Consider the following 25,917-nt stretch of genomic DNA (forward strand, 5'->3'; position numbering starts at 1 on the left):
CGGCGTGCTCGTCGTCGGCCCGGGCCGACGGGCGAGCACGCCGCCAGGGCGGCGCCGCACAGGTGGGGACCTGGCGGCGCCGCCCGGCGGTCCGAGTCAGCTCGCGCTGTACTCCGCGCTCACGCGATGCACCTGCCCGCCCCAGCCGTCCTCGACGAACGCGTCGGAGACCCGCAGGTACACGTCCTTGTCCTCCCCCTCCAGATAGGGAGCGAGGTCGAGGGTGCGGCCCGCCCGGTTGGAGGCGTCGCGGATCTGCTCGTCCTCGCTCAGGGCGAGCGTCCAGTCCGTGCCGTCGGCGCTCAGCTCGACCACGAACTGGTTCGAGATCGTCACCGTGACCTGCGCGGTCGTGGTGCTCGGCGGGAAGGGGAAGCGGTAGGTGAAGGAGCTGGTGCCGTCGGCGAAGCGACCGGGCTCGTCCGTCACCCCGGAGCCGCGGTCCTCGTACAGCCAGGGGATGTCCTCGGTGCCGCCGGCGAAATCGATCGTGCGGGCCACCACCACCCGGGCGCGGGCGGTGAACTCCTGGCGGCCGGAGGTGCGGGCGCGGATCTCGATCTCGTGCTCGCCGTCGGCGGCGTCCGGCGGGATCGTGACCGTCACGGGCAGGTCAGCGGCGGCGACGGCGCCGTCCCCCGCGGGGATGTCGAGGTGCACGCGGTGCGGGAGCTCCACCTCCCAGCCCTCCGGGGCCTGCGCCTCGAGGTGGACCACGGCCCGTCGTGACGAGCCCGCGGTCGCGGTGACCTCCAGCTGCAGCTCCCGCTGGGTGGCGGAGCCGTCGGGGACCACGACCGGCGGCTGGGAGAGGGAGGCGGTCAGGGAGCGGTCCGCGCCGCCCGTCGGGACCTCCGCGATCAGGGCGCTGAGGGCGCTGGCCTGGGTGCGCCAGTCGGCCACGTTCGGGGACTGCTCGGTCTCCTCCCCGCTCCAGCGGACCCCCAGCCGGTCCTCGAGCGTCCGGTCGTGCTCCCAGATCGATGCGGCCTGACGGGCGACGGCCTCGCGGTAGCGAGCATCTCCGGTGCTGTCGGCGAGATCCATGAGGTAGCGCAGGAAGATGCCCTTGAACTGCTTGTGGTTGTCGTTGGTGGTCTCCCCCAGCGCGTCGGTCCACTCCACGAGGATGCCGTCCTCGACCAGCGCGCCCTCCGTCAGCGCGGAGTCGGCGAAGTATCGCGCCTTCTCGAGCATCGCGTCCTCGCCGGTGGCGCGCCACAGCTCGAGCGCCGCTCCGATGGCCAGGCCCTGGTTGTAGGTGTAGACGTGGTCGCCGTTGTTCTCGCAGGCGTCGGTCAGCCCGTCGTTGAGCAGGCCGTTCTCGTTGATCATCGGGCCGTTCACGTACCAGTCCCAGGCCACCAGTGCGCGCTCGAGCCACAGCTGGTCCCCGGGGATCCGGGTGTGAAGCTGGGCGGTGAGACGGATCCACTGCCCGTTGGTGACGGCGTTCTTGTAGGTGCGCTCCTCGTCCCACCAGATGCCGCCGCCGCAGGTGCTGGGGTCCCAGAAGTCGTTCATGAACTCGCCGATGATCACGGCCATGTCGAGGTACTTCTGCTCGCCGGTGAGGTCGTACGCGCACATCCAGGTCAGCGCCCACCAGCCGGAGTCGTCGATGGCGCGGCTGCAGAAGTTCCCGTAGATCTCGTCCCCGGAGAGCTCTCCGGCGGGGAAGGGGCCCTTGTTCCGCTCGAAGGTGCGGTCCAGCTGCTGGAGATAGCGCAGATCACCGCTGCGCAGCATGTAGTCGCCGATGGTCTGGAGCGCGACGGCGGAGTTCCACCAGCTCGAGGGGAACCAGGCCTTGTCCGGGTCGTAGTCCGTCATCAGCACGTCCGCGGCGGCGCGGGCGCGGGAGAGCGCCTGCGGGGCCCCGCCGCGCGGGCGGGGTGGTGCGGCCTGCGCGGAGGAGGCGAGACCGAGCGCGGGGACGGCGGCGGCGGAGAGTGCGGCGAGAGTACGGCGGGTCATCGTCATCGATGGGCTCCGGATCAGGGGTGGGGGCGGGGTGAGTGCGGAAGGGGGGCGCCGTTCATGGGAACGGTCGCAGGCACTGGTCGCAGCAGGCTCGATCGCGGCCGCGGCCGAGCATTCCACCGTCTGCTTGAGCGGTCAATGCCCTGCCCGTGCCACCGGAACGCATCACGACCGTGATCCGCCTCGTGACCTGGTGCGCGAGGGGTTCCTTCCCGTACTCTGGGCTTCTGTGAGCGCCGGACGGTGCGCTCGTTCCGCACCTCTGTGAAGGACCTCGATGCCCTCGCCGCAGCCAGCCGCCCCGGCCGCGCCTGCCGCACCCCGTCCTGCGGGCGGGACCCCGTCCCTCTCCGGCACCGAGGCCTCGCGACGACTGCTCGCTCCCGAGCGCGATGCCCGCCCGCTGACCCTGTGGGGCTCCTCCTCGATGAGCTCCGAGGGAGGGGCGTCCGCGACCCCGCTGGCGGTGCGGATCCACGAGCACCTGGCCCTCGCCGCGGCGCCTGCCGTGGTGCACGGCTACGGCGTCGGGGCCACGCGCTCCCCGCACACCCTGCTGATGCGCGGACTGGACACCCCGCACCTGCACCGCACCGACGACCCCGTCACGGAGCCCGGCCGGATCCCGGTCTCCCTGGGCTCCGGCCTCACCCCCTCCGGTCGTCTCCGGATCCCGGGGGACGTCGCCGGGGTGCCCGGCATCCTCGACGGCAGCGAGGGGACCTGGCTGTTCGTCCCCGACGATCCCTCTGCCACGGTCTCCGAGGGCATCTTCCGCTCCGCTCTCGCGGCGATCGCCGAGGGGTCCCGGCAGGTGCTGTGGATGGGCAAGAACAACATCCGTGACGTGGAGGGGGTGCTCGAGGACACCCAGCGCATGTGGGACGCCGCCGCGGACCCGTCCCAGGACACGCTGGTGCTGGGCCAGTGGCCCACTCCCCGTGACCCGATCGGCTCCGAGACCGCGGACGCCGTCGCCGCCGTGAACGAGGAGCAGCAGCGCCGGTACGGCGAGCACTTCCTGGACCTCGGCGGCCTGCTCACCTCCGAGGAGGGGCTCTCCTGCCCGCCGCTCGCGCCGCTGCGCCTGCTCGAGCAGGCCACCACCCAGCGAGCCCTGGAGAAGCAGATCGTGCCCTCCGGCCTGCGCGCCCCGGACGACATCCACCTCAATGGCTGGGGAAACCTGGCCGTGAGCTGGGCGATCGTGGGTCGGATGCGGGAGCTGAGGTGGCTGTGAGGCGACCCGCCGCTCCGCATCTGCGCCCCGGCCGCCCCGGAGCCCCGACTCCGCAGACGCCTCCGGCCCCTCAGGCCCCGCTGCGGACCACCGCGCAGCCGTCCACTCCGCAGTCCGCACCGGCACCGGCTCCGACCGCCTCCGGCCGCGGCCGCACCGGGCATGCCGGCCGCACCCGCCGTCGGGCGGTGCTGCTGGTCGGTGCCGCGGCGGCCGTCGGCGGGGTGATGGGCACCGCCGCGCTGCTCCGCGAGGAGGGCGGCGCCGACCCGTCGGCCGCCTCCTCCCAGGGAGCAGCCCCCGGCGACGACGGCTCCACCCGGGCGTTCGCGGACGTCCCCGCCGGCGACCCCGGCGCGGAGGCGATGCGCTGGGCGCACGAGACCGGTGTGCAGCCCGCACGCACCCCGGCCGACTACGCTCCGCAGACCCCTGTGACCCGCGGGGACGTGGCGATGGCTCTGCACCGCCTGGCGGGCGCCCCGGCCGTCGACCTCGACGCGGTCCCCACCCTGTTCACGGACCTCGGCGCGGAGCCCGCCCAGGTCACCGCCCTGCTGTGGATGCACGGCCGCGGGGCGCTCTGGGGCGATGCCGAGATGCGGGTCCGGCCCACGGAGCCCGCCACGCGGGACTGCGCGGCGATGATGCTCGCCGCGCTGATGCGGCCGGCCCTCGCCGGGGTCGGCGTCACCTGGGACGCCTCCGCCGAGGCGTCGCTGCCGGAGGTCGACGGCGCGGGAGCCGACGGCACGGCCTCCGCCCTGACGGACCTCGCCTGGCTCAAGGCCTCCGGAATGGCGACCTCCGGGCAGGACTCCGCGGATCGGGACGGGGCGGCAGAAGTGACGCGAGCGGACCTCGCCGTCTCCCTGCACCGGGCGAACGCGGTGGTCACCCTGGCGCTCGGCTGAGCACCTGCGACGCTCCGGTCATACTCGGCCACCCACCGGCCACTCACCGGCTCCGGGCCGGCCACCGCCCCCGGGCCCGCGGCGTACTGCCCACGGCGTACGGCCTACGGACGGCCGAGTATTGCCGTGTCGATCGTCCTGGTGCGCGCATAAGGTGGGAGGCATGCCGACGACGCCTGCCCATGCTGCTTATCTCCGCCACCCCGATGTCCGCGGGGACACGATCACCTTCACCGCCGCGAACGACGTGTGGCTCGCCCCGCTGGCCGGCGGCCGCGCGTGGCGGCTGACCGACGAGGGCGCCCCCGTCGCCTATCCGCGCTTCTCGCCCGACGGCGATCACATCGCGTACACCTCCCGCACCTCCGGGGGCCCGGAGGTCTGGGTCATCTCCACCGAGGGCGACACCGCGCCGCGCCGGCTCACCGCCTGGGGCCGGCCCTCCACGAAGGTCGTCGGTTGGCTGCCGGATGGCCGCATCGTGGCCACCACCAGTTACGGCGCACCGATCGCCCGTGACGCGCAGCTGTGGGCGATCGATCTCGAGGGCGGTGCCGAGCTGCTGCCGCTGGGTCGCAGCGGCGAGGTCGCGATCCATCCCTCGGGGACCACAGTCGTCTCCACCCCGTGGCGCCGTGATCAGGCCTCTTGGAAGCATTACCAGGGCGGCACCGCGGTGAAGCTCTGGCTCTCGCGCGAGGACGTCCCGCTGGATGGCTCTGCCGACAATCATGCCGAGGCTCATGCGGCACGCTCCTGGGAGCCGCTGCTGGACGAGGTCCTCGCCTCGAAGCTCCGCATCGCCTGGTACGGGGACCGACTGCTGTTCGCCTCCGACACCCCCGGCCCTGGCGCCGCGCTCACCGACCGCGCGAGCGCGAACCTCTGGTCGGTCGCGATGGACGGCACCGACCTGCGCGCCCACACCACCCTCACCTCCGAGCAGGGTTACCTGCGCGAGCCCGCGACCGACGGCGCGACCATCGTGTTCAGCTCCCGCGGGCAGCTGTTCGCGATGGACTCCCTGGACGCGACGCCGCGGGAGGTCGAGATCCTCGCCTCCGGGGTCGGCGCCTCGCGGCTGCCACGCCCCGCATCACCGACCGAGAACGTGCTGGCCATGCGCCCGCTGCACGACGCCCGCGCCAGCGTGGTGGAGTGGCGGGGCAGCGCCCACGCCCTCACCCATCGCGGCGGCCCCTCGCGACTGCTGGCGGGCACCTGCGGACTGCGGCTGCGGGAGGTGCGCCCGCTGGGCCGCTCCGACTTCGCCCTGTTCGTCTCCGATGCGGAGGCCCTCGCGGACCGGGAGACCGGTGGCGTGGGCTCCGATGTGCTGGCCCTGGCCCGCCTCGACGGCGGCGGCGAGGAGGTGCGGCTCGACCTCGGCGAGGTGGGCCGGATCCTGCACGCCATCCCCTCCCCCGACGGTTCGAAGATCGCGATCACCAGCCACGACAACGTGGTGCGCCTGGTGACCCTGCGCGGGCTCGAGGACCCGGCGAAGTCCTCACGATCCGCCGCGGGCGGACCGGAGAGGACTGCCGCGGCAGCGGCCGCGACGGCCGCCTCCGCCTGGGAGCAGGATGCGGAGCATGCGGTCATCGCCCCGCGACTGGACCATGTGCGGGAGATCGGCCGCTCTTCCGGCGGCGAGGTGCGGGACCTGGCCTGGTCGCCGGACGGCCGCTGGCTGGTGTGGGCCGAGCCCAACTCCTGGCAGCTCAGCCGCCTGATGCTCTCGGACACCGACGATCATGAGCCCACCGGCCGCGCGCTCACCTCCGGCAAGTTCCAGGACTCGGCCCCGGCCTTCAGCGCCGACGGCAAGCACCTGGCGCTGCTGAGCCTGCGCACCTTCGAGACGGTGTACGACGACATGGTCTTCGACCTGGGCTTCGTCAACGCCGAGCGTCCCTTCCTCCTGCCGTTGGAGCGCACCACTCCGGACCCCTTCGGCCCCCATCCGGACGGCTGGGGCGCCGCGGAGGCCGGCAAGGAGGCCACGGACGGCGCCGCAGGCGGGAAGGACACCGCCAGCACCGGGGGGACCTCCGGCGGTGCGAGCAGCGCTGCGACCCACGGAGCGACGGGCGCGGCCAGCGGTGCGGCGAACGCCGCGACGGCGGCCGCCGACACCCGGCCGGCCACCTCCCACAGCGCGGCCGGCGCCGACGACGCCGAGCGACCGCCCGCCACCCGCATCGACCTGGAGGCCGTGGAATCGCGGCTGGTGCCCTTCCCGGTGGTCTCGGGCTACTACTCGCACCTCACCGCCGTCGAGGGCGGCTTCGTGTGGCTGCGCCACCCCCAGCAGGGAGTGCTGGGCAGCGCTCGCGCCGGGGTCAAGGGCGAGGCGCCCACGCCGACCCTCGAGCACTGGAGCCTCGCGGACCGCAAGCTCACCGTGCTCGCCGAGGGCGTCACCGAGGTCACCGCCTCCGGGGACGGGCAGGCACTGGTGATCAGGCAGGGCGAGCAGTGGGTGCAGGTGCCCGCGAACCGCAAGGCCGAGGACGAGGACCCCGCCCGGATCGTCATCGACACCTCCCGGATGCGGCTGAACGTCGACCCGGTCACGGAGCGCCGCGGCATGCTCTGGGACAACTACCGGATCATGGCCCAGCAGTACTGGCGCGCGGACATGGACGGCATGGACTGGCACGCCATGACCTCCTGGTACGACCCGGTCATCGAGCGACTGGTCACCGACGACGACTTCCAGGACATGATGTGGGAGGTCCAGGGCGAGCTCGGCACCTCCCACGCCTACGTGCAGGGCAAGGTCTACCACGCCGACCCGCCGATGCTCCCCGCCCATCTGGGGGCGGATGCAGAGCTGCGCGACGGACAGTGGGTGATCACCCGGATCCTGCCCGGCGACTCCTCGGACCCCGACGCCCGCTCCCCGCTGCTCGCTCCCGGAGTGGGGGCGCAGGTGGGCGATGCGGTGATCAGGGTCGACGGCCGGCCCGTGCACCGCGAGGGCATCGAGGCCGCACTGATCGGCGCGGCGGACACGCCCACCGAGCTGGTGCTGCTGCGCGATGGCGCCGAGCACCGGGTCGCGGTCACCCCGCTCCCCGACGACTCCGCGCTGCGCTACCAGGACTGGGTCGCCGCCCGCCGTGCCCTGGTCGAGGAGCTCTCGGGAGGCCGCCTCGGCTACCTGCACATCCCGGACATGGTCTCCTCCGGCTGGGCGCAGATGCACCGTGACCTGCGGGAGGCCACCACCAAGGAGGGCCTCGTGGTGGATGTGCGCTACAACAGCGGCGGCCATACCTCGCAGCTGGTCACCGACCGGATCGCCCGGCGCGTGCTGTCCTGGGACTACCCGCGCCATGAGCGTCCTGGCACCTACCCGTCGTTCGCCCCGCGCGGCGCGGTGGTGCTGGTGACGAACCAGGAGGCGGGCTCCGACGGCGACATCGTGAACGCCGTCTCCCGCGCCCTGGAGGTCGGGCCGATCATCGGCACCCGCACCTGGGGCGGCGTGATCGGGATCGACGGCCGCTACGACCTGGTCGACGGCACGGGCGTGACCCAGCCGAAGTACGCCAGCTGGTTCGAGGGCGAGGACTGGGCGATCGAGAACTACGGCGTGGAGCCGGACATCGAGGTGCCGCTGCCGCCGAACGCCTGGGTCGCGGGCGAGGACCCGCAGCTCGCGCGCGGCGTCACCGAGGCTCTCGCGCTGCTGGAGGAGAAGCCCGCCGCGGTCGCTCCCCCGCTGCCGGCACCGCGCTTCGGCCCGGCGAAGGGCTGAATCGACCGGGCACCTCCCCGAGGTCGCCTCCCACCCGCACCGGCATCACCGCAGCGCGTGGGAGGCGATCTCCGGGTGGCGCAGCGCGAGATCCTGACGCTGCAGGGGGCCGTCGACCCAGTCGGCGCCGGCATCGCGCGGGGCGGTGCGCGCCACCGGATGGGTGGAGTCGGGCTGGAGGTCGCGGGCGATCAGCTCGTTGCCGAGCGCGATGCGGTCCAGGACGGTGAGGTCGCGGTGCGCCTGCGGCGAGCGGCGGAGGATCCGCGCGGCGAGCAGGCGGGAGAGCGCTCCGAGCACGACGGCGGAGAGGGCGATGAGGAGGATGAGCGCGAGGCCGAGCAGTGCGGAGGTCATGGCTCGATCCTGCGCCCAGCATCCGTTCAGCACAAGCGATGATTTCCACCCCTCTGTTCAGCAGATCTGAACGGACGTAGGGTGGGCGCATGCTCGATCCCGTGAAGCTCCGCGTCCTGCGCTCGGTCGTCGAGACCGGCAGCATCCGAGCGAGCGCCGAGGCGCTCGGCTACACCCCCTCGGCCGTGTCCCAGCACCTCACGAGCCTGCGCCGGGAGACAGGACTGGAGCTGGTGGAGCGCTCGGGCCGCGGGATCACCGTGACCGCGCATGCCCGCGCCCTCGCCGCGGAGGCGGGTCCCGCGCTGGACGCCCTGGACGCCCTGGACCGGGCGGTGGAGGACCTCCGCTCCGGACGCACCGGGACGCTGCGCCTGGGATACGCCACCTCGATCGCGGCCAGCTGGGTGCCCGAGCTCTCCCAGCAGGTGCGCCGCTCCTTCCCCGACCTGCGACTCGAGCTGGTGCTGCGGGACTGCACCAGCGAGGACCTGATCGAGGCGGGCATGGACATCGTGGTGGGCGAAGGGGCGTCGGCACCGACGGCCGCGGAGTGGGAGAGCCACGACGTCCTCGAGGAGGGGTACGTCGCGATCGTCGGCCTCGATCACCCGCTGGCGGGTCGCCCGACGGTCCGTCTGCAGGAGATCGCCGACGAGGCATGGGTGACCGACGACCCGCTCGAGAGCTACTGGTTCGACCGCATCGGGGCCTTCTGCCGGGCGGCCGGGTTCACGCCTCGGATCGAGGTCAACCCCAGCGACTTCCCCACCGTGCTCGGATTCGTCGCCACCGGTGACTACGTCACCGTCCAGCCCTCCGTGATCGCCCTGGACCTGCGGCCCGACGTGGTCGCGATCCCGCTCGAACCACCCGCCCCGCGACGTCGGCTGCGAGTGCAGATGCGGCGCGCGATCAGTCGCAATCCGGCGACGCGGTTCATCGTCGACAGCATCCACGCCCTGGCCGCCAAGCACGCCGAGCAGATCCCGGGCCTCGTCGATCTGGGGGCCTCCGCCCCCGCGACCACCGGGCCCGCAGTCACCGGACTCGCGAGCAACCACCCCGGGAGCACCGACCTCGGGTGCGAGCGGACAATGGCAGGAGTCGTCGGCGCCGCATCGGGCGGCGCGCGGAAGGAGCCCTCATGAACGTGTCCGGGAACGATCAAACCATCGACCGCCGCATCGCCGAACTCCCCGTCGCCGTGGACCTCACCGAGGACGCCGTGATCCTCGAGGTGGACCTCTCCGGGAGCGGAGAGCAGATCTGGGAGCACCTCACCGACCCCGCGCTGCTGGCGACCTGGTCCCCGATCGTGCCCGAGCGAGCGCTGATCGCGGTGGGCCCGGTGCTGGCCCGGGAGAACCCGGAGGACGACCCGGTCGCGGCGGACGTGCTCGCCACCGCCGGGAACCACGCCCTGACCCATCGCTGGGGGGACGACACCCTGGAATGGCTGATCGACGAGGCCCGGCTGACGCTCCTGATGAAGCTCGCCGCACCGCAGTACGCGCCCACCCATCTCGCCGGATGGCAGGTGTGCCTCGGCGTGCTCGACGCCCGCCTCGACGGCGTCGACCAGGAGCGGATCGTGGGCCACGACGCCCTCGACCACGGCTGGCACGCCCTGCGCGATCGCTATGCGCAGGAGCTGGACCTGCCCGATCAGCCCGAGGTGTGACCCCCTGGTCCCGGCGGGCGGAGGTCCCGGGGCGCGCCGCTCAGCCCTCGCCGATCCACAGCGCCACGTCGACCTCGTCACCCACCTCGACCTGCTCGGCGCGCTGCACGGCGACCTTGACCGGCACCAGGTAGCCGCCGTCGCGGGGGAACAGCGAGGTGGTGAAGTCCGTGGCGCCGATCCGGCCGCGGGCGGGGATCGCGCCCCAGCCATAGGTGACCTCGCGCGCAATCGCCGCGATCGCGTCGGCCTCCTCCGCGGGGACGGGCGCGAAGACGAAGGGGGCGGGGCCGCGCCATTCGACGGTGACGGCGCTGAAGCGGAGTTCCACGCCTCCAGCGTAGTCACACGGTGGCTGCGTGGCCCCGCGCTGCACCGTGCTCCCGCCCGGTCCCGCAGCTCCCTCGCGATCCCGCAGCTCCCGCGCGGTCCCGCAGCTCCCGCGAGGGCCCGCGGCGACCGGCCGGTGCGGGATCGGGACCTTCGCGCGGGCACGGCGCGGGCACCGGGCCTACGATGGGGGCACCGGCGGCGGAGTCTTCCGGGGGCAGCGTCGTCGGCCCCGGTGAGCCCCCGATGCAGGAGGTCGAGATGCACGACGACGGCGCCACCTCTTCGTCCCCGGTCCCCGCGGACCCGGGCTCCCACCCCCTCGGGGTGCTCCTCGGCTTCGACGGCTCCGACCAGTCCGTCCGCGCCCTGTTCTACGCCGCGCGCGCGGCGCGACGCCTCGGCAGCCCGCTCACGGTCGTCACCGCGTACACGGTGCCCTCACTCGCCTACGCCGAGGCCTCGCTGACCCCGGTGATCCCGGCGGAGGTCGCACGTCTCGCCGCAGCGCAGGGGCTGCTCGACCAGGCGCGAGAGCACCTGCAGGGCTATCCCGGCGAGGTCGATCTGCGCACCGAGCACGGCGATGCAGCGGGGGTGCTCGTGAGGCTGTCCACCTCCGCGCAGATCGCCGTGGTCGGCGCCCGGGGGCGCGGCGGATTCTTCGGCCGGCTGCTCGGCTCGGTCTCCTCCGCGCTGCCCGCCCATGCGCACTGCCCGACGATCGTGGTGCCCCGCCAGTACGAGGTGGGCACGGAGAGCGGCGCCGCGCGCTTCTCCCCGCGCGATGAGAGCACCCCGGTGGTGGCCGGGGTGGACGGCTCCCCGCACAGCCGCCGCACGGTGCGGCACGCCGTGGTGGCGGCCCTCACCCGCAGCGCACCGCTGCACCTGCTGATGGTGATGTCCCCGATCGAGGACTGGGGCGGCTCCTCCATGGCCTGGCTCCCCGACCCCGAGCTGCTGGAACGGCATCGGCGGGACCTCGAGTCGCAGCTCGAGGCCGACGCCGCCGTGCTGCGGACGGAGCACCCTGACCTCACGGTCACCTGCGAGGCGGTGATCGCCGAACCGGTCGCGGCACTGCTCGAGCACACCTCGACCTCCCAGCTCACGGTGCTCGGCACGCGAGGACACGGCCGGGTGGCCAGCACCCTGCTGGGCTCGGTCTCCCAGTCGGTGCTGCAGCGTGCCGAGGGGCCGGTGATGGTGGTTCCGCCCTTGGTGGCCGAGTTCCCCGCACCCCGCGCGCAGCAGCCCGACTGACCGGGTGACCGGCTGAGACGGCTGAGACGGCTGAGACGGCTGAACGGTCGACCGACTGCCCGCCAGCCCGGCTGACCGGGCGAGGAGAGGGGACAGGGCAGAATGGGAGGCATGACCTCGAGCCGCTCCCCGCTGCGCCTGCTGCGCGGCGGCATGGCGGCTTCCCTCGCCACCCTCGTCGCCCTCGGCGGGCACCTGGTGGGCGGCGCGGAGATGCCGTCCTGGCTCGGGGTGGCCGTCCCCTGGTGGCTCGCGGTGACCGTCTGCACCGTGCTGGCCGGATCCCGGTTCTCGCTGCCGCGGATGGGCGCGGCGGTGCTCAGCAGCCAGGCGCTGTTCCACGGCCTGTTCACCGCGGGCACCCCCGGGGATCCGAGCATCACGCTGGTCGCCCCGCCGGGCTCCCACCTGGGCCACGGCGCGCATGGCGTCTCCGGCGCCGGAGCCCTCTCGGGGTCCGGAGCGCTCCCGGATTCCGCAGTGCACTCAGGGCACGGTGCCGAGGGGGTGGTCCCCACCGCCGAGCATGCGCTGCACGGCAACCACGCCGATCTGCAGATGCTCCTGTGGCACCTCGTCGCCGCGCTGGTGACCACGGTGCTGCTCCAGCGGGGAGAGAGCTTCCTGCTGCGCTGCGCCGGGCTGGTCGTCTCCGTCCTGGACGTGCTCCGGAGGCCGCCGCGCACGGTCGCACTTCCGCGCCTGGTGCTGCCCGGCCCGTCCCGGCCGGTGCCCGAGGGCGCACCCCTGCTCCATCTCCGCCGGGCGGTGCTCACCCCGCAACGGCGTCGCGGTCCGCCGCTGGTCCTGGCCGCCTGAGCGCCGTCGACGCCCCGCGTCGCCGGTGCAGTGCTCCTGCCTGCTCAGGCAGCCCTTCGGAACACCCCGCACGGCGCCTGCCGTGCGGACCTCCCTCACGCCCCCTGCCGCTCGCGGATCCCGCCTGCGGCCGGCGAAGCGTCTCCGAAAGGACCCCGCATGTCCCGCACCACCACGTCGCACGTCGCGACCGTCCCGACCACCTCCCTGCTCTCCTCGCTCTCCTCGCCCGTCTCCCGGCGCGCGGCCCTCACCGCTCTGCTGCTGCCGCTGGCCGCCTGCGCGGCCGACCCCGGGGGCGCCGACGACCCCACCGCCGCCGAGAACGGAGCGGCGGAGGACGGGGCGAGCGGGGACGGAGGCAGCGAGGACGCGGCGACCCCGGACGCGCTCACCGTCACCGACCCCTGGGTCAAGGCCGCCGAGGAGGGCATGACCTCGGGCTTCGGCATCCTCGTCAACGGCACCGACCAGGAGCTCGTCCTCGTCGGAGCGCGCACCTCCGCCAGCACCCACGTGGAGCTCCACGAGACCACCGGTGACGGCTCCGGCGGGATGAGCATGCAGGAGAAGGAGGGCGGCTTCCCGCTGCCCGCCGGCTCGGAGCTGCTCCTCGAGCCCGGCGGCAACCACCTCATGCTCATGGAGCTCACCGCTCCCCTGCAGCCGGGGGACGAGGTGGAGGTGACCCTGGAGTTCGGCGACGGCACCGAGCTCCCGTTCACCGCCACGGTGAAGGACTTCACCGGCGCCCAGGAGCATTACGAGCCCGAGGGCTCCTCCGGCTCCGGGGCCTCGGACGGCGGCGGCGAGCACGACAGCCACGATGGCGCGCACGGAGGTGAGGAGTGACGTCGCAGGAGCGGCCGGGCTCTCGGCTCGGCCGTCGCCACCTGCTGCGCGCCGGCACGCTCGGGGTCGGAGCGCTCGGCGTCGGCGCGGCCTCCGTCGGCCTGGACCGCTCGCTGCGGGACCCGTCGGCCGAGACGGCGGCCGCCGCGCCTCCCCTGCACGGCGGGGAGACCGTGCCCTTCCACGGCGCGCACCAGGCGGGGATCGAGACCCCCGCCCCGGGGTCGGCGACCTTCCTGGGCCTGGACCTGCGCCCGGAGGTGGATCGGGACGGGGTGCTGCGACTGCTGCGGCTGCTCACCGACGATGCCGCCCGCCTCACCCGCGGCGAGCCGGCGCTCGCGGACACGGAACCGGAGATGGCGGCGGAACCGGCGGCGCTCACCGTCACCGTCGGCGTCGGGCCGGGACTCATGGAGCGCGCCGAGCGGCCCGCCCCGGAGTGGCTGGCCCCGCTGCCGGCCTTCGGGATCGACGAGCTCGAGGAGCACTTCACCGGCGGGGACCTGATGCTGCAGATCGCCGCGGAGGATCCGCTGACGGTCGCCCATGCCGCGCGCATGCTGCTCAAGGACTCCCGCGCCTTCACCCACCTGCGCTGGGTGCAGCGGGGCTTCCGCCGCTCCCCGGGGACGCAGGCCCCCGGCACCACGATGCGGAACCTGTTCGGGCAGCTGGACGGCAGCGCGAACGCCGCTCCCGGCTCCGAGCACTTCTCGAAGGTGGTGTGGATCCCGGAGGGCCCGTTCGCGGGAGGCACCTCCATGGTGATCCGCCGGATCCGGATGGATCTGGACGGCTGGGACGAGGTGGACCGCACCGCCCGGGAGCAGTCCACCGGCACCCGCCTGGACTCCGGCGCCCCGCTCAGCGGGGGCACGGAGACCTCCCGGGCGGATTTCGAGCAGGTCTCCGTCAACGGGTTCCCCGTGATCGGGGAGTTCTCCCACATGCGGCGCGCGAACGGCGTCGACGACGGGCAGCACCAGGAGATCTACCGTCGGCCGTACAACTACGACATCGCCCCGCCACCGGGCTCCGACGCGATCTCCGAGGCCGGGCAGATCTTCGTGTCCTTCCAGGCCGACGTGCTCGGCCAGTTCCTGCCGATCCAGCAGCGGCTGGACACCCTGGACCTGCTGAACCAGTGGACCACCCCGATCGGCTCGGCGGTGTTCGCGATCCCGCCCGGCTGCGCCGAGGGCGAGTTCCTCGGAGAGGCGGTGCTGCGGTGAGACCCGGGAAGGACTGAGCCCGACGCCGGGACCCGGCCCGCGCCGAACCGGCCCCGCTGGGACCCGGACCCCGCCGGGCCGGCGCCGTCCCGCGGTGGAGCGCACGCTCCGCCGTGGGACGGCGCCCCGCGACGGCTGGACGGTTCCGGGACCGACCCTCGCCACAGCCCGTGGCAACCCGTGGCGCAGCGCCTGCCGAGCCGCTCACCGCCTCGTATGCTGTGCCGACGACGCCCGCGTCGCCGCATCGATGCCGAGCGAGCGCGGACCGCCCCGACCAGCGCAGGAGACTCCCATGCCCCGATTCCACATCCCGGCCGAGGACGCCCAGGGCCCGCTCGTGGTCGGGATCGACATCGGCTCCGGCGGCACCCGCACAGCGGTCTACGACGTCTCCGGCCGCGAGGTCGGCAAGCTGAACCACAAGGAGTCCCACGAGTTCACTGTGGGCGACGACGGCACCAGCACGATCGATGCCGACCAGATCGTCGAGGAGATCCGCACCTCGCTGCGCGCCGTCCTCACCGCCACGCCGCTGCCGGGCGAGGTGCGCGCGATCGGGTTCGACACCTTCGCCTCCTCGCTGGTCGCGGTCGACGCGGCCGGCAACGCCCTGACCCCCTGCATCACCTACGCGGACACCCGCTGCCACACGCAGGTCGACGAGCTCGCCGCGCGGCTGGACGTGGAGGGGCTGCACGAGCGCACCGGCGCGCGGCTGCACTCCTCGTACACCGCGCCGCGCCTGGCCTGGCTGCGCGAGACCCAGCCGGACGTCTTCGCCCGCACCGAGCGCTTCATGGCCCTCGGCGAGTACGTGGCCTTCAAGCTGCTGGGCACCCCGGCGCTCGGCACCGCCTCCGCGGCCTGGTCCGGGATGATCGATCGCCGCACCGGCGAGTACGTCCCCGAGCTGCTCGAGGCCGTGGGCGTGGACCTCTCGATGATGGGTCCCTCGCTGGATCCCTCGGACGCCCTGCCCGTGGGCGGCACCCCGCTCGCGGAGGAGTTCCCGCAGCTGAAGGATGCCGTCTGGCTGCCGGTGATCGGCGACGGCCTCGCCGCGAACCTCGGCATCGGCGCGCTCGGCGAGGGCACCTGGGGCATCTCCACCGCGACCTCCGGTGCGATCCGCCAGCTGCTCTCCACCGAGATCCCGACCCTGCCCAGCGGGCTGTGGGCCTACCGCGTGGACCAGCAGCGCACCCTCGTCGGCTCCGCCATGAGCGACTGCGGGCGCGTGCTGGACTGGTGCCGCAACGAGCTGGCGATGCCCTTCGACGTGGCCGAGACGGACACCACCTCCCTCTTCTCCGCCCCGGTCTCCGCCGGCACCCCGCTGGTCGTCCCCTTCTTCTCCGGGGAGCGCGGCACCAAGTGGCGCGGCAGCTCGCGGGCGATGTTCGCGAACGTGGGTGCCTCCACCACGTGGGAGGACATGCTGCGCGGCGCGATGGAGGGCGTGGCCCTGTCCTTCCTGCGCATCGCCGACCAGATGCGCGAGGCGGGCGGCGAGCCCGAGCGGATCGTGCTCTCCGGCGGTATGACCGGCGCGATCCCCGGCTGGCTGCACCTGCTCTCGGACGCGCTCGGCGCCCCCATCGACCATGTCGCCGTCTCCCGCTCGACCATGCGCGGCGCCGCCGTGATGGCGCTCGAGCAGGCCGCCCCGGGCGTGCCCGTGGCAGAGGTGCCGGTGCTGACCCGCGTCGAGCCTGTCGCGGAGCACGCCGAGTACTACCGCGAGCGCCTCGAGCGCTTCGAGAAGCTCGCCGACCTGGCCTGACCCCAGCACGGCACGGGCGCGCGGCACGGCGTGCGGGGCGCGGCACGGCGCACCGTGCCGGCCCGGCTACCCTGGTCCGGTCATGACCCTCCTCAGCCGCCCGATGGGCCGCGCCTACTTCGCCCTGCAGGCACTCGCGGGCGCCGCCTGGTGGGTGCTCGTCCCCACGGTTCCCGCGGTGCGCACCGCCACCTTGGGCAACCTGGACCCGCTGCTGGTCGGGGCGCTGGACATTCCGCTGTTCGTGATCCCCTCCGCTCTCGTCGCGCTCGGGGTCCGCTGGGCGACCTGGATCGCTGCGCCGTGGACCCTCCTGGTCACCGCGGGGATGGTGCTCTACGCGACGCTCACCGGTCAGGCCGGGTGGGGTGCGGTGGTGATGATCGCCGCTTCCGCCGGATCGGTGCTCGCCGGGGTGCTGGTGCTCCAGGACCGGGTGCCGATGAGAGCCCTCCTGGTGGGACCGTTCGCCTTCCGGCCCGCCCGACGGCTCGAGGGCAACGCCCCGCTGGTCGCGACCCTGCTGCAGATGACCGTTTTCTGGACGGGGTTCCTGGTGGTGCTGCCGCTGCCGATGATCTGGCTGGAGCGGCGGTGGCAGGTGGCCATGGTGCTCCCTGAGGGCGCTCGCCTGGCCACGGTGGTCGCCGGTGTCATGCTGCTGCTCGGCGCAAGCGCACTCGGGGTCATCTCGGCGGTGACGATGGCTCGGCGCGGCCGGGGCACCCCGCTGCCCGGTGCGATGGCGAACGACCTGGTGATCGCGGGTCCCTACCGTCGGGTGCGCAATCCGATGGCGGTCGCCGGGATCACGCAGGGTGTGGCGGTGGGACTGCTGGGAGCGTCCTGGCTGGTGATCCTCTACTCGCTCGCGGGCGGAGTGCTGTGGCACCTGCTGGTGCGCCCCGAGGAGGAACGGGATCTCGCAGCGCGCTTCGGTGAGGACTACTCCCGCTACCGGGCGCGCGTGCGCAGCTGGGTGCCGCGGCTGGGGTGAGCGCGCGGAGCCCCTCCCCTGCATCTTTGGATGCAACCTGGCGGGTCCAATCCTCCGGATCCAGACGTGACCTGCAGGAATGCCTAGTTTGGTGGCACGCCCGATCCCCGGGCGGCCATCGCACGAAAGGCATCCCCGTGACCGTCATCGACCGGCCCCCGGCCCCGGGCCCGCGACCGACCCCTCGCTCCCGCTCCGCCGCCCCCACCGGCAGCGGCCCGCTGGGCCTCGTCCGTCGCCATCCGCTGCTGAGCTTCTTCGTCCTCGCCAACGCGCTCTCGTGGCTGGCCTGGATCCCGTACATCCTCTCCACCAGCGGGCTCGGGGTGTGGGATCTCGAGTTCCCCGCCCTGCTCGGCACCACCCAGCTGCTCGGCGTGCTGCCCGGCGCCTATCTCGGACCGATCGGCTCGGCCCTGCTGGTCACCGCGATCGTCGACGGCCGCGCCGGACTGCGCAGCTGGGCGGGGCGCCTGCTGCGGTGGAACGTCAGCTGGCGCTGGTACGCCGTCTCCCTGCTGACCGTGCCGGCCGCGCTGCTGCTGGCCGGCCTGGTCTTCTCGGGCGGCGAGATCCAGGCCCCGTCGGCCACGGTGCTGATCGCCTACGTCCCGGTGCTGATCCTCCAGGTGCTCACCACGGGTCTCGCGGAGGAACCCGGCTGGAGGGACTTCGCCCTGTCCCGGATGCAGCACCGGTACGGGCCGCTGCGCTCCGCGTTCGTGCTCGGCCCGCTGTGGGGAGCGTGGCACCTGCCGCTGTTCCTCACCGAATGGGGCGGCTGGCCCGAGGCCGACTGGTCCCGGCCAGTGGTGTTCCTGATCTTCTGCGTCGCGTTCAACGTGGTCATGAGCTGGGTGTTCAACCGCACCGGTGAGTCCCTCCCTCTGTCGATGCTGATGCACGCGGGTCTGAACACCTTCGCCTCGACCCTCGCCGTGGAGATGTTCCCCGGCCTGGATGCGGAACGGTCGCTGCTGTCCATGACGGTGGCCGCGGTGATCGCCGCCACCGCGCTGCTGATCACCACCCGCGGGCGGCTCGGGTTCCGAGGAGCCGAGGGCGAACTAGGCTCACGCCCATGACCACCACCCCCGCACCCAGGGCGATCGCGATCGCCCTGGGCTGCTGGGTGGTCGTGATCGCCCTGCTGCTGCTGCTCCCGCTGCTCGCCGCGGCGGAGGGCACCGGCGAGCTGGTCCCGGCCCGGGCCGGCTCCGCTGCCTGGTGGGCCACGGCCCTGGTGCTCACCGCGCAGTCCGTCGCACTTCTGCGGGCACACCCCGCCCCACGCGTGACGCTGCTGGTCATCGCCGCGCTGGCGCTCCTGCTCGGCGCGATCGGACCAGGTGCCGCCTACACCCTCTCCCACCTTCCCGTCCTTCTCGCCGTGCTGCTCGCGGCGCCGCGACGGCCCTGGTCCTCCACCTGGCCGGCGCTCGCGGGATCGGCGCTCGCGGTCGCGACGGGCGTGGTCCTGAACGGACTGCGCAGCGGGGCGGGCACGATGCCCGGCGTGCTCGGCGAGGGCGTGCTGCAGGGTGTCGGCGTCGTCGGATTCACCGCCCTGATCGCCCTCTCCCTGGCGTCGCTCCGGATCGCTCGCGAGGCGCAGCGACGGGCGCTCGAGGCCCTCACCCGGGAGCGGGAAGCGCTGCACCGGGCGGCGGCCTCCGAGGAGCGGGCCGCGATGGCCCGCGAGCTGCACGACATCGCCGCCCATCACCTCTCCGGCATCGCCCTGGTCGCCGCCGCCGCAGATCGCCAGATCGACACGGACCCGCAGGCCGCGCACGACTCGGTGCGCCAGGTGCGCACCCAGACCCGCTCCGTGCTCGACGACATCCGCCGCGTGGTGGGCCTGTTGCGCGGCACCGGTCCGGCCGAGCGCGGCGTCGAGACCCTCGAGACCCTGCCCGAGCTGCTCCGCACCCGGGCCGAGGCCGGCGTGGACGTGCGCCTCGAGCAGTCGGCTCCGCCGCCCGGTCGCGCCCCCGGCGCCGGGCTCGGCCCGCTCGCCCAGCTGGTCGCCTATCGGATGGTCCAGGAATCGCTCTCGAACGTCGCCGTCCACGCCCCGGGCGCGTCCTGCCTGGTCACGATCGACGACTCGCACCCCGCCCGGTGGACTCTCACCGTGGTCGACGACGGCCCCGGCACGATGCCCGTGACCTCGAGCTCGGAGCCCGGCACCGGGCCCGGCGAGAGATCCGGTGACCCGACCGCCGTCGGATCCGGCGACAGGTCCGGCGCCGGCGGTTTCGGCCTCGTCGGCATGCGTGAGCGCGCGGAGCTGATGGGCGGGCAGCTCGAGCACGGCCCGACGGCCGGTGGCGGTTGGCGCGTGCACCTGCGACTTCCCCGTGACCTCACCGGCGCGCCCACCACGTCCGCTCCGCCCGGGAAGGCCCCGTGACGATCCGTATCCTCCTCGCCGATGACCAGCCGCTGGTCCGCTCCGGTCTCACCGGGCTCCTCGGGGCCGAATCCGATCTCTCGGTGGTCGCCGCGGCGAGGGATGGGCAGGAGGCCGTCGAACTGGCCGCTGAGCTGCGGCCCGATGTCGCGTGCCTCGACATCCGCATGCCCGTGCTCGACGGGATCGAGGCCACGCGGGCGCTGACCTCTCTGGAGCCTGCGGTGCCGGTGCTGATCCTCACCACCTTCGACCTCGACGACTACGTGTTCGGCGCCCTCGAGGCCGGCGCGGCCGGGTTCCTGCTCAAGGATGCCGAACCCGAGGAGATCGTCGCGGCGGTGCGGCAGGTCGCCGCCGGGCAGGGCACCCTGGACCAATCCCTCACCCGGCGGATCCTCGCCGAGTTCGTGCAGCGTCGCGCCCTCGCACCGGTCACCGCGCGGGCCGCCGACGGGCTGCTCACCGCGCGCGAGCTCGAGATCCTCGGCCTGCTCGCCCGGGGCATGTCCAACGAGGAGATCGCCCGGGAGCTGGTCGTGGAGATCGCGACCGTGAAGTCGCATCTCGCCCGCATGCTGCCGAAGCTCGGGGTGCGCTCGCGCCTGCAGGCCGTGGTGTGGGCGTACCAGAACCGCATCGTGCAGGTCCCGGACGGGCCCTGACACGCGAGCATGCCCGACGGGCCGCACGGAGCGGGCGGGCCCGGAGACGCGAGCGCGGAGCGGGACGACGCCCCCGCGAGCTGCTGCTCGCGAGGGCGTCGTCGGTGGGTCCGGTGCCGGTCAGGGGCGGGGCAGGCGCCGCTCCTCGGCGAGGACCGCGTCCACCAGCGGATCGATCGCGGGGACGTCGAGCAGGGCGAGCAGGGAGCTCACGCGCTCGGTGTCGTCCTGGAGGGCGGTGGCCGCAGCGATCTGCTCGGCCTTCGGGTCCTTGACCTCGCCCCCTGCGCGCACTCGATCGGTGACCCAGGCGGTCCAGGCGGCGACGGCCGCGACCTCGCCGGGTGCCTTGTCCGGCCCGCCGAGCTCGGCGATCACGGGCAGGGCGCGCACGGGCAGCTTCACGGAGCCGTCGGCGGCGATGCGCACCAGCTGGTCCGCGAGGCGCGGGTTGCGGAACCGCTCCTCGAGGGCGGCGGTGTACGCGTCGAGCTCCGCGGCGGGCAGGGACAGGGTGGCGCGGGCCTCGGCCCACAGCTGCTCGACCAGGGCCCGCACCTCTCGGTGCGCGATGGCCTCGTCGACCCGCTCGACGCCGGCGACCTGACCGGCGTAGGCCATGAGGGTGTGGGCGCCGTTGAGCAGGCGCAGCTTGCGCCGCTCATGCACCTCGATGTCGTCCGTGAACTGCACGCCGTCCTTCTCCCACTCGGGGCGACGGCCGCGGAAGCGGTCCTCGATCACCCACTCGGAGAAGGGCTCGGTGACCACGGGGACGGTGTCGGCGAGACCGGTCTGTGCGAGCACCGCGTCCCCGGCCTTCTCGTCGGCCGCGGGGGTGATGCGGTCGACCATCGAGGAGATGACGTCGACGTGATCGGGGAACCAGGCCCTGGTCTCCTCATCGAGCTCGGCGAGGACCGCCTCGGCCAGCATCTCGCCGTTGCCGGTGAGGTTGTCGCAGGAGATCAGGGCGATCGGCTCGGTGACCCCGGCCTCGCGGCGGGCCTTCAGGCCCAGCGCGATGCGGGCGGGGGCGGAGGTCGCCGGGTCGCTGCCTGCGGCGTAGCCCTTCTCGGTGATGGTCAGGGTGACCACCGCGGTGAAGGGATCGGCGAGCAGGCGCACCAGGGCGTCGACGTCGGAGGCGGGGAACACCTCGTCGATCACGTCGACGAGGCTGACCTCGTCACCCTCGGCGCCGCGGACGATCAGGCCGTACCTGCCGCCCTGGGCGTTCAGCGCGTCCGCCATCGCGGCGGAGCGGCCGGTGAAGGCCACGACGGACCAGCCGCCGGCGACGTCGGTGCTGTGCAGGGTGTGCGCGCGGGCGAAGTTGCCGATGCCGAGGTGGATCAGGCGGCCGACGTCCGAGGGGCTGGGGGTGCTCATCAGTTCTTCTGTCCTGCCGCACCGAGGCGGAAGACCTCGCGCGGCTGCTGGTCGGGCAGGGTGGCCACGAGCTCCTGGGCGTCCTCGAGACGCATCCGGTGCTCGGCGACCAGGCCTGCGAGGTGGGTCGCGTCGAGTCGGCGGGACATGTCGTGCCGCGCCGGGATCGAGCAGAAGGCGCGGGTGTCGTCGATGAAGCCGCTGGTACGGCTGTAGCCGATGGTCTCGGAGACGGCGCGGCGGTAGCGCAGGATCGCGTCGGGAGCGTCGATGAACCACCAGGGCGCCCCGGCGAACACCGAGGGGTACACGCCGGCCAGCGGGGCGATCTCGCGGGAGAACACGGTCTCGTCGATCGTGAACAGCACGGTGCGGAAGCTCGGGTGGTGGCCCACGTCGTTGAGCATCGGGCGGATGTGGTGGACGTAGTCCACGGCGACGGGGATGTCGAAGCCGACGTCCGCACCGAACTTCGTGAACATCGCATCGGAGTGGTTGCGGGAGACGGCCGGGTGGAGGGTCATGACCAGACCGTCCTCGGTCGCCAGGCGGGCCTGGTCGGCGAGCAGGTGGCGACGCAGGGCCACGGCCTCGTCGGCGCCGATCGCGCCGTCGCGGGCGGCGGAGTAGAGACGGCGCGCGTCCTCGTCGCTCAGCCGCTCGGTGCCCGGATCGATGTGGGCGTGGTCGGAGGAGACGGCGCCGTGGTCGCGGAAGTACTGGCGACGGACGCGCATTGCCTCGTGGTAGCCCTCGTAGGTGCCGACGTCGACGCCGGCGGCCTCGCCGAGGGCGTCGGTGAGCATCGAGAAGTCGGGGCGGCCGGCCTCGAGGTACTTGTCCGGGCGGAAGGTCGGGATGACCCGACCGGTGAAGGAGTCGTCGGCGGCGAGCGCATCGTGCGGGGCGAGATCGTCGACCGGATCGTCGGTCGTGGCCATGACCTCGATCTTGAACTGGTCGAACAGCGCGCGGGGGCGGAACTCGGGACGTGCGAGCTTCTCGGCGAGCGCGTCGTACATCGCATCGGCCGTGCGCGGGTTCAGCACCGTCTCGAGGCCGAAGACCTCGTAGAACTCGTGCTCCATCCAGTAGCGGGACGGGGTGCCGGCGTAGGCGTGCCAGTGCTCGGCCAGCAGCGCCCAGGCCTTGCGGGAGGCCGCCTCGTCCAGCGGGCCCTGGCCCACGCCGAGATCGGCGAGGTCCACGCCGCGGGAGTGCATGAGGCGGTTGACGTAGTGGTCGGGCGTGATGAACAGCGAGGTCGGGTCGCGGAACGGCTCGTCGTCGAGCAGCAGACGGGGGTCGACGTGCCCGTGGGGCGAGACGATCGGCTGGTCCTTCTCCAGCTCGTACAGGCTGCGGGCGATCTCGCGGACGGCCGGGTCCGCGGGAAGGAGACGGTCGGGGTGCGGCACGAAGGCGTCGTTGCTCATGTCGCCATCCTCGCAAGGCCTCGCCGGACGCGCTGGACGTTGTCACGGGTTGCCGGGTCCCGACCGGCGAGCGGCGCCTCGACCGGCGAGCGGTGCCTCAGAGGCCGGGCTCGCGGGGCCCGGTGGTGCCGCGCGGGACCAGCCGCACCGGCAGCGTGCCCTCGACCGGGCTGCGATGGGCGGAGGGGTTCTCGATCCGTCGCACCAGGCGCTCCACGGCCGCCCGGCCCTGGGCCCGCTTGGGGCTGACCACGGTGGTGAGCCCGCCGCCGACCAACCGCGAGAGCTGGATGTCGTCGTGCCCCATCACGGACAGCTCGCCGGGCACCCGGATCCCGGCGCGCAGCGCGGAGATCAGGAAGCCGAAGGCGACCAGGTCGTTGTAGCAGACCACGGCGTGCGGGAGGGAGTCGCGCAGCTCCTCGAAGGCCTGCTCGCCGCCCGTCGTGGTGGGGGCGAAGGGTCCGTGGCGCTGGATCTGCAGCCCGTACTGGCGGGCGGAGACGCGGGCCGCGCGCCAGCGCTCCCCGTCGGACCAGGAGTTGACCGGGCCGGCGACGTAGGTGACGGTGCGGATCCCGTTCTCGGCGAGATGGGCGAGCGCCTGCCCCATCCCGTGCTCGAAGTCAGGGGTGACCGAGTCGAGACCGGCGACGCGACGGTTCAGGACCACCACCGGGATGCGCTTGGTGAGGTGGTTCAGGGTCGCGTCCGAGAGGCGGGTGCCGGCCAGCACGATCCCGTCGACCACGTTGATCGCGCTCTCCAGGCTCGAGCGCTCGCGGATCTCGTCCTCGACGGTGTCCAGCAGGAGCAGCAGGAAGTCCTGCTCGTGGGCGGCCTCCTGCATCCCGGAGACGAGCTCGGCGAAGTAGGGGTTGGTGAGATCGGGGACCTCGATGCCGAGGCGGTGGTGACGCTCCCCGCGCTCCTGCGAGGCAGGGGACTCGGTGCGATAGTCCAGCTGCTTGGCGGCATCCATCACCTTGGCGTGCGTCGCGGCACTGACCCTGCCGGGACGGGAGAAGGCACGAGATACGGTGGAGGGCGCGACTTCGGCGACCTTGGCGACGTCGTAGATCGTCACACGCTTCTCCGCCATCATGCGGCTCCGTCCTCGCCGATCCCGGCGCTGCCTCAGGGGCCGCCGCCCGGCCGTGGACGGCCGGGAGCACCCGTTCTTCGTGGCGACACCCTACCGCGCTTCGAGGCAACCGGCGGCAACCGTCCAGGGTTCGGCAGATCGCCTCCGCCGTGGTCCCGGAGTCAGGATCCGAGCTCAGTGCGCCCCGCCGAGCTCGATCAGCAGCACCCCGGCCACGATCAAGCCCATCCCGGCCATCATCACCGGGGTCAGGGCCTCCCGGAACAGCAGCCGGGAGAACAGCGCGGTCAGCACGATGCCGCCTGCGGCCCAGACGCCGTAGGCCACCCCGAGCGGCATGCCCGCCTGCAGCGCTCCGGACAGCAGCCCGAAGGCGATGACGTATCCGAGGACCACCAGGGCGTACCAGGAGCGTCGGCCGCCCGCGGCGACCCGCAGCGCGAGCGTCGAGGCGACCTCGCTCACCACGGCGCCTCCCAGCAGCAGCCAGCTCATGCCCGCACCTCCGCCCCCGCCTCGGTGGCCCGGCCAGCCCGGTGGGAGCCGAGCTCGACGACCGCGACCCCGGCGGCGATCAGCACGATCCCGCTGGCCTTCATCAGCGTGAACGCCTCGCCGAACAGCAGGGCCGAGAGCAGGGCGGTGAGTACCACGCCGCTGGCGGCCCAGATCCCGTAGGCGACCCCCAGGCCCATCCCTCGTCGCAGCACCAGCGCGAGGAAGGCGAAGGAGAGGGCGTACCCGACCACGACCACGCCGTACAGCGCAGGGCGGTCGAGGGCGCCGCGCAGGGAGAGGGTCGCGGTGACCTCGCTGAGGATCGCCCCGAACAGCAGCAGCCAGACGGTCACGAGTCCTCCTCCTCCAGCAGGTCCAGGGCGAGGGCGCGGAGCGACTGGGCGTCCTCGGTGGTCGTCTCGAGCAGGCCGCTCGCCCGGTCGAACCAGAGACCGTCGGCCATCAGGCGCACGCCGAGCAGCCGTCGGCGACGGTCGACAGACTCTCCCGCAGGGACGGCGAGCCAGCGGTCCACCTGCTCGCGCCAGCGCTCGGTGAGTGCGACGCGGAGCTTCGGGTCCGCGAAGATCACCAGATCGGCAGGGCTGAGCGGAGCGCGGCAGGCCCAGTCGAGGTAGGCCAGGGCGCGCTGGGAAGCGGTGGCGTCGGCGAGGTCAGGAGCGGTGGCATCGACGAGGCCAGGGGCGGCGGCGGCGAGGCCAGTGGCGACGCCGACGGCGGGACCGTCGAGGGATGCGCCTGCTTCCGCCGCGACCAGCCGCGCCACGGACTCCGCCATCTCCCGCTCGTAGCGGCTGGTGAGGCGCTCGAGGACGGCGATGAGGAGCTCCTCCTTGGTGGAGAAGTGGTACATCAGCCCGGGCTTGGTGACCCCGGCCGCGCGCGCGGCGGAGTCCAGGCTCAGCGTGCCATCGGCCCCGAGATGAGCCTCGGCGGCCTCGAGCATCGCCTCGCGAGCCGAGGGGCGGTGCGCGGGGCGGGGCGACTGCAGGGCCATGGCACTCCTCCTGAGCGGATCCGGACGTCCGGACGGGATCCGGACAGATCGTCCAGAGTTACTTTACCTGTCAGTTGGTCAAGTAAGCACGCCCGCGGGTGTCACGTCCGGCACACGGCGAAGCTCAGCTGCCCTCGAGAAGGCCTCCTGTCGGG

23 protein-coding genes are annotated in these 25,917 nt (G+C 73.4%); 14 read left to right on the plus strand and 9 right to left on the minus strand.

Annotated elements, in window-relative coordinates; translation table 11 throughout:
* Positions 1-96: 96 nt before the first annotated feature.
* A complete protein-coding gene (locus tag VF289_RS02170) occupies positions 97-1,983 on the minus strand; it encodes a glycoside hydrolase family 76 protein (RefSeq protein WP_330880633.1) in 1,887 nt (628 codons plus the stop codon).
* A 277-nt stretch (positions 1,984-2,260) separates the two neighbouring features.
* Between VF289_RS02170 and VF289_RS02175 the strand changes: the two genes are divergently transcribed.
* The 3 genes from VF289_RS02175 to VF289_RS02185 all read left to right on the plus strand — a co-directional run bounded on the left by VF289_RS02175 (position 2,261) and on the right by VF289_RS02185 (position 7,906).
* On the plus strand, positions 2,261-3,223 hold the full coding sequence (locus tag VF289_RS02175) for a hypothetical protein (RefSeq protein WP_330880635.1): 963 nt from the start codon (positions 2,261-2,263) through the stop codon (positions 3,221-3,223).
* Positions 3,214-4,137 (plus strand): hypothetical protein, encoded by a 924-nt coding sequence (locus VF289_RS02180; protein WP_330880637.1) that lies wholly within the window; start codon positions 3,214-3,216, stop codon positions 4,135-4,137. Before VF289_RS02175 ends, VF289_RS02180 begins: the two co-directional genes overlap by 10 nt.
* A gap of 163 nt (positions 4,138-4,300) precedes the next feature.
* Complete coding sequence (locus VF289_RS02185; RefSeq protein ID WP_330880639.1) at positions 4,301-7,906, plus strand: S41 family peptidase; 3,606 nt, start codon at positions 4,301-4,303, stop codon at positions 7,904-7,906.
* 45 nt (positions 7,907-7,951) lie between these two features.
* Here the strand turns inward: VF289_RS02185 and VF289_RS02190 are convergent, their stop codons facing one another.
* The gene (locus VF289_RS02190) at positions 7,952-8,263 is read right to left on the minus strand and encodes a hypothetical protein (RefSeq protein ID WP_330880641.1); all 312 of its coding nucleotides are present in this window, start codon (positions 8,261-8,263) and stop codon (positions 7,952-7,954) included.
* 89 nt (positions 8,264-8,352) lie between these two features.
* On the opposite strand from VF289_RS02190, the gene VF289_RS02195 reads away from it, so the two are divergent.
* On the plus strand, positions 8,353-9,414 hold the full coding sequence (locus VF289_RS02195) for a LysR family transcriptional regulator (RefSeq protein ID WP_330880643.1): 1,062 nt from the start codon (positions 8,353-8,355) through the stop codon (positions 9,412-9,414).
* Positions 9,411-9,947, plus strand: coding sequence for a hypothetical protein (locus tag VF289_RS02200; protein WP_330880645.1), 537 nt, complete (start codon positions 9,411-9,413; stop codon positions 9,945-9,947). Before VF289_RS02195 ends, VF289_RS02200 begins: the two co-directional genes overlap by 4 nt.
* Positions 9,948-9,987: 40 nt before the next feature.
* Here the strand turns inward: VF289_RS02200 and VF289_RS02205 are convergent, their stop codons facing one another.
* The gene (locus VF289_RS02205; protein WP_330880646.1) at positions 9,988-10,278 is read right to left on the minus strand and encodes a DUF1905 domain-containing protein; all 291 of its coding nucleotides are present in this window, start codon (positions 10,276-10,278) and stop codon (positions 9,988-9,990) included.
* A gap of 260 nt (positions 10,279-10,538) precedes the next feature.
* On the opposite strand from VF289_RS02205, the gene VF289_RS02210 reads away from it, so the two are divergent.
* The 9 genes from VF289_RS02210 to VF289_RS02250 all read left to right on the plus strand — a co-directional run bounded on the left by VF289_RS02210 (position 10,539) and on the right by VF289_RS02250 (position 20,313).
* A complete protein-coding gene (locus VF289_RS02210) occupies positions 10,539-11,543 on the plus strand; it encodes a universal stress protein (RefSeq protein WP_330880648.1) in 1,005 nt (334 codons plus the stop codon).
* 111 nt (positions 11,544-11,654) lie between these two features.
* Positions 11,655-12,362: a hypothetical protein gene (locus VF289_RS02215; protein WP_330880650.1), complete on the plus strand. Its 708-nt coding sequence runs from the start codon at positions 11,655-11,657 to the stop codon at positions 12,360-12,362.
* A 159-nt stretch (positions 12,363-12,521) separates the two neighbouring features.
* Complete coding sequence (locus VF289_RS02220; RefSeq protein ID WP_330880652.1) at positions 12,522-13,214, plus strand: copper chaperone PCu(A)C; 693 nt, start codon at positions 12,522-12,524, stop codon at positions 13,212-13,214.
* Positions 13,211-14,449, plus strand: a complete 1,239-nt coding sequence (locus VF289_RS02225) for a Dyp-type peroxidase (RefSeq protein ID WP_330880654.1) — start codon at positions 13,211-13,213, stop codon at positions 14,447-14,449. Before VF289_RS02220 ends, VF289_RS02225 begins: the two co-directional genes overlap by 4 nt.
* A gap of 295 nt (positions 14,450-14,744) precedes the next feature.
* Positions 14,745-16,235 (plus strand): gluconokinase, encoded by a 1,491-nt coding sequence (locus tag VF289_RS02230; protein ID WP_330880656.1) that lies wholly within the window; start codon positions 14,745-14,747, stop codon positions 16,233-16,235.
* An 82-nt stretch (positions 16,236-16,317) separates the two neighbouring features.
* Positions 16,318-17,232 (plus strand): isoprenylcysteine carboxylmethyltransferase family protein, encoded by a 915-nt coding sequence (locus VF289_RS02235; RefSeq protein ID WP_330880658.1) that lies wholly within the window; start codon positions 16,318-16,320, stop codon positions 17,230-17,232.
* 137 nt (positions 17,233-17,369) lie between these two features.
* Complete coding sequence (locus VF289_RS02240) at positions 17,370-18,317, plus strand: CPBP family intramembrane glutamic endopeptidase (RefSeq protein ID WP_330880660.1); 948 nt, start codon at positions 17,370-17,372, stop codon at positions 18,315-18,317.
* Positions 18,314-19,648, plus strand: a complete 1,335-nt coding sequence (locus tag VF289_RS02245; RefSeq protein ID WP_330880662.1) for a sensor histidine kinase — start codon at positions 18,314-18,316, stop codon at positions 19,646-19,648. The genes VF289_RS02240 and VF289_RS02245 overlap by 4 nt, the downstream gene beginning before the upstream one ends.
* A complete protein-coding gene (locus VF289_RS02250) occupies positions 19,645-20,313 on the plus strand; it encodes a response regulator transcription factor (protein WP_330880664.1) in 669 nt (222 codons plus the stop codon). Before VF289_RS02245 ends, VF289_RS02250 begins: the two co-directional genes overlap by 4 nt.
* Positions 20,314-20,433: 120 nt before the next feature.
* On the opposite strand, the gene VF289_RS02255 is transcribed toward VF289_RS02250, so the two are convergent.
* From VF289_RS02255 to VF289_RS02280, 6 genes are all read right to left on the minus strand, one after another.
* Positions 20,434-21,705, minus strand: a complete 1,272-nt coding sequence (locus VF289_RS02255; RefSeq protein WP_330880666.1) for a mannitol dehydrogenase family protein — start codon at positions 21,703-21,705, stop codon at positions 20,434-20,436.
* Positions 21,705-23,141, minus strand: a complete 1,437-nt coding sequence (uxaC, locus tag VF289_RS02260) for a glucuronate isomerase (protein WP_330880667.1) — start codon at positions 23,139-23,141, stop codon at positions 21,705-21,707. Before uxaC ends, VF289_RS02255 begins: the two co-directional genes overlap by 1 nt.
* A 97-nt stretch (positions 23,142-23,238) precedes the next feature.
* Positions 23,239-24,246, minus strand: a complete 1,008-nt coding sequence (locus VF289_RS02265; protein ID WP_330880669.1) for a LacI family DNA-binding transcriptional regulator — start codon at positions 24,244-24,246, stop codon at positions 23,239-23,241.
* A 174-nt stretch (positions 24,247-24,420) separates the two neighbouring features.
* Complete coding sequence (locus tag VF289_RS02270) at positions 24,421-24,741, minus strand: DMT family transporter (RefSeq protein WP_330880671.1); 321 nt, start codon at positions 24,739-24,741, stop codon at positions 24,421-24,423.
* Positions 24,738-25,097 (minus strand): DMT family transporter, encoded by a 360-nt coding sequence (locus VF289_RS02275; protein ID WP_330880673.1) that lies wholly within the window; start codon positions 25,095-25,097, stop codon positions 24,738-24,740. The genes VF289_RS02270 and VF289_RS02275 overlap by 4 nt, the downstream gene beginning before the upstream one ends.
* Positions 25,094-25,762 carry a TetR/AcrR family transcriptional regulator gene (locus VF289_RS02280; RefSeq protein ID WP_330880675.1) on the minus strand — a complete coding sequence of 223 codons (669 nt, stop codon included), beginning with the start codon at positions 25,760-25,762 and terminating at the stop codon, positions 25,094-25,096. Before VF289_RS02280 ends, VF289_RS02275 begins: the two co-directional genes overlap by 4 nt.
* Positions 25,763-25,917 lie beyond the last annotated feature (155 nt).

Source organism: Brachybacterium sp. (assembly GCF_036379615.1).
Lineage (GTDB): Bacteria > Actinomycetota > Actinomycetes > Actinomycetales > Dermabacteraceae > Brachybacterium.

What these genes read in the sequence shown, in the direction of transcription:
- VF289_RS02220 (WP_330880652.1), top strand. Translation starts at nt 12,522, where the DNA reads ATGTCCCGCACCACCACGTCGCACGTCGCGACCGTCCCGACCACCTCC.
- uxaC (WP_330880667.1), bottom strand. Translation starts at nt 23,141, where the DNA reads ATGAGCAACGACGCCTTCGTGCCGCACCCCGACCGTCTCCTTCCCGCG.
- VF289_RS02230 (WP_330880656.1), top strand. Translation starts at nt 14,745, where the DNA reads ATGCCCCGATTCCACATCCCGGCCGAGGACGCCCAGGGCCCGCTCGTG.
- VF289_RS02245 (WP_330880662.1), top strand. Translation starts at nt 18,314, where the DNA reads ATGACCACCACCCCCGCACCCAGGGCGATCGCGATCGCCCTGGGCTGC.
- VF289_RS02175 (WP_330880635.1), top strand. Translation starts at nt 2,261, where the DNA reads ATGCCCTCGCCGCAGCCAGCCGCCCCGGCCGCGCCTGCCGCACCCCGT.
- VF289_RS02190 (WP_330880641.1), bottom strand. Translation starts at nt 8,263, where the DNA reads ATGACCTCCGCACTGCTCGGCCTCGCGCTCATCCTCCTCATCGCCCTC.
- VF289_RS02265 (WP_330880669.1), bottom strand. Translation starts at nt 24,246, where the DNA reads ATGATGGCGGAGAAGCGTGTGACGATCTACGACGTCGCCAAGGTCGCC.
- VF289_RS02185 (WP_330880639.1), top strand. Translation starts at nt 4,301, where the DNA reads ATGCCGACGACGCCTGCCCATGCTGCTTATCTCCGCCACCCCGATGTC.
- VF289_RS02195 (WP_330880643.1), top strand. Translation starts at nt 8,353, where the DNA reads ATGCTCGATCCCGTGAAGCTCCGCGTCCTGCGCTCGGTCGTCGAGACC.
- VF289_RS02235 (WP_330880658.1), top strand. Translation starts at nt 16,318, where the DNA reads ATGACCCTCCTCAGCCGCCCGATGGGCCGCGCCTACTTCGCCCTGCAG.
- VF289_RS02170 (WP_330880633.1), bottom strand. Translation starts at nt 1,983, where the DNA reads ATGACGATGACCCGCCGTACTCTCGCCGCACTCTCCGCCGCCGCCGTC.
- VF289_RS02210 (WP_330880648.1), top strand. Translation starts at nt 10,539, where the DNA reads ATGCACGACGACGGCGCCACCTCTTCGTCCCCGGTCCCCGCGGACCCG.
- VF289_RS02200 (WP_330880645.1), top strand. Translation starts at nt 9,411, where the DNA reads ATGAACGTGTCCGGGAACGATCAAACCATCGACCGCCGCATCGCCGAA.
- VF289_RS02280 (WP_330880675.1), bottom strand. Translation starts at nt 25,762, where the DNA reads ATGGCCCTGCAGTCGCCCCGCCCCGCGCACCGCCCCTCGGCTCGCGAG.
- VF289_RS02215 (WP_330880650.1), top strand. Translation starts at nt 11,655, where the DNA reads ATGACCTCGAGCCGCTCCCCGCTGCGCCTGCTGCGCGGCGGCATGGCG.
- VF289_RS02255 (WP_330880666.1), bottom strand. Translation starts at nt 21,705, where the DNA reads ATGAGCACCCCCAGCCCCTCGGACGTCGGCCGCCTGATCCACCTCGGC.
- VF289_RS02270 (WP_330880671.1), bottom strand. Translation starts at nt 24,741, where the DNA reads ATGAGCTGGCTGCTGCTGGGAGGCGCCGTGGTGAGCGAGGTCGCCTCG.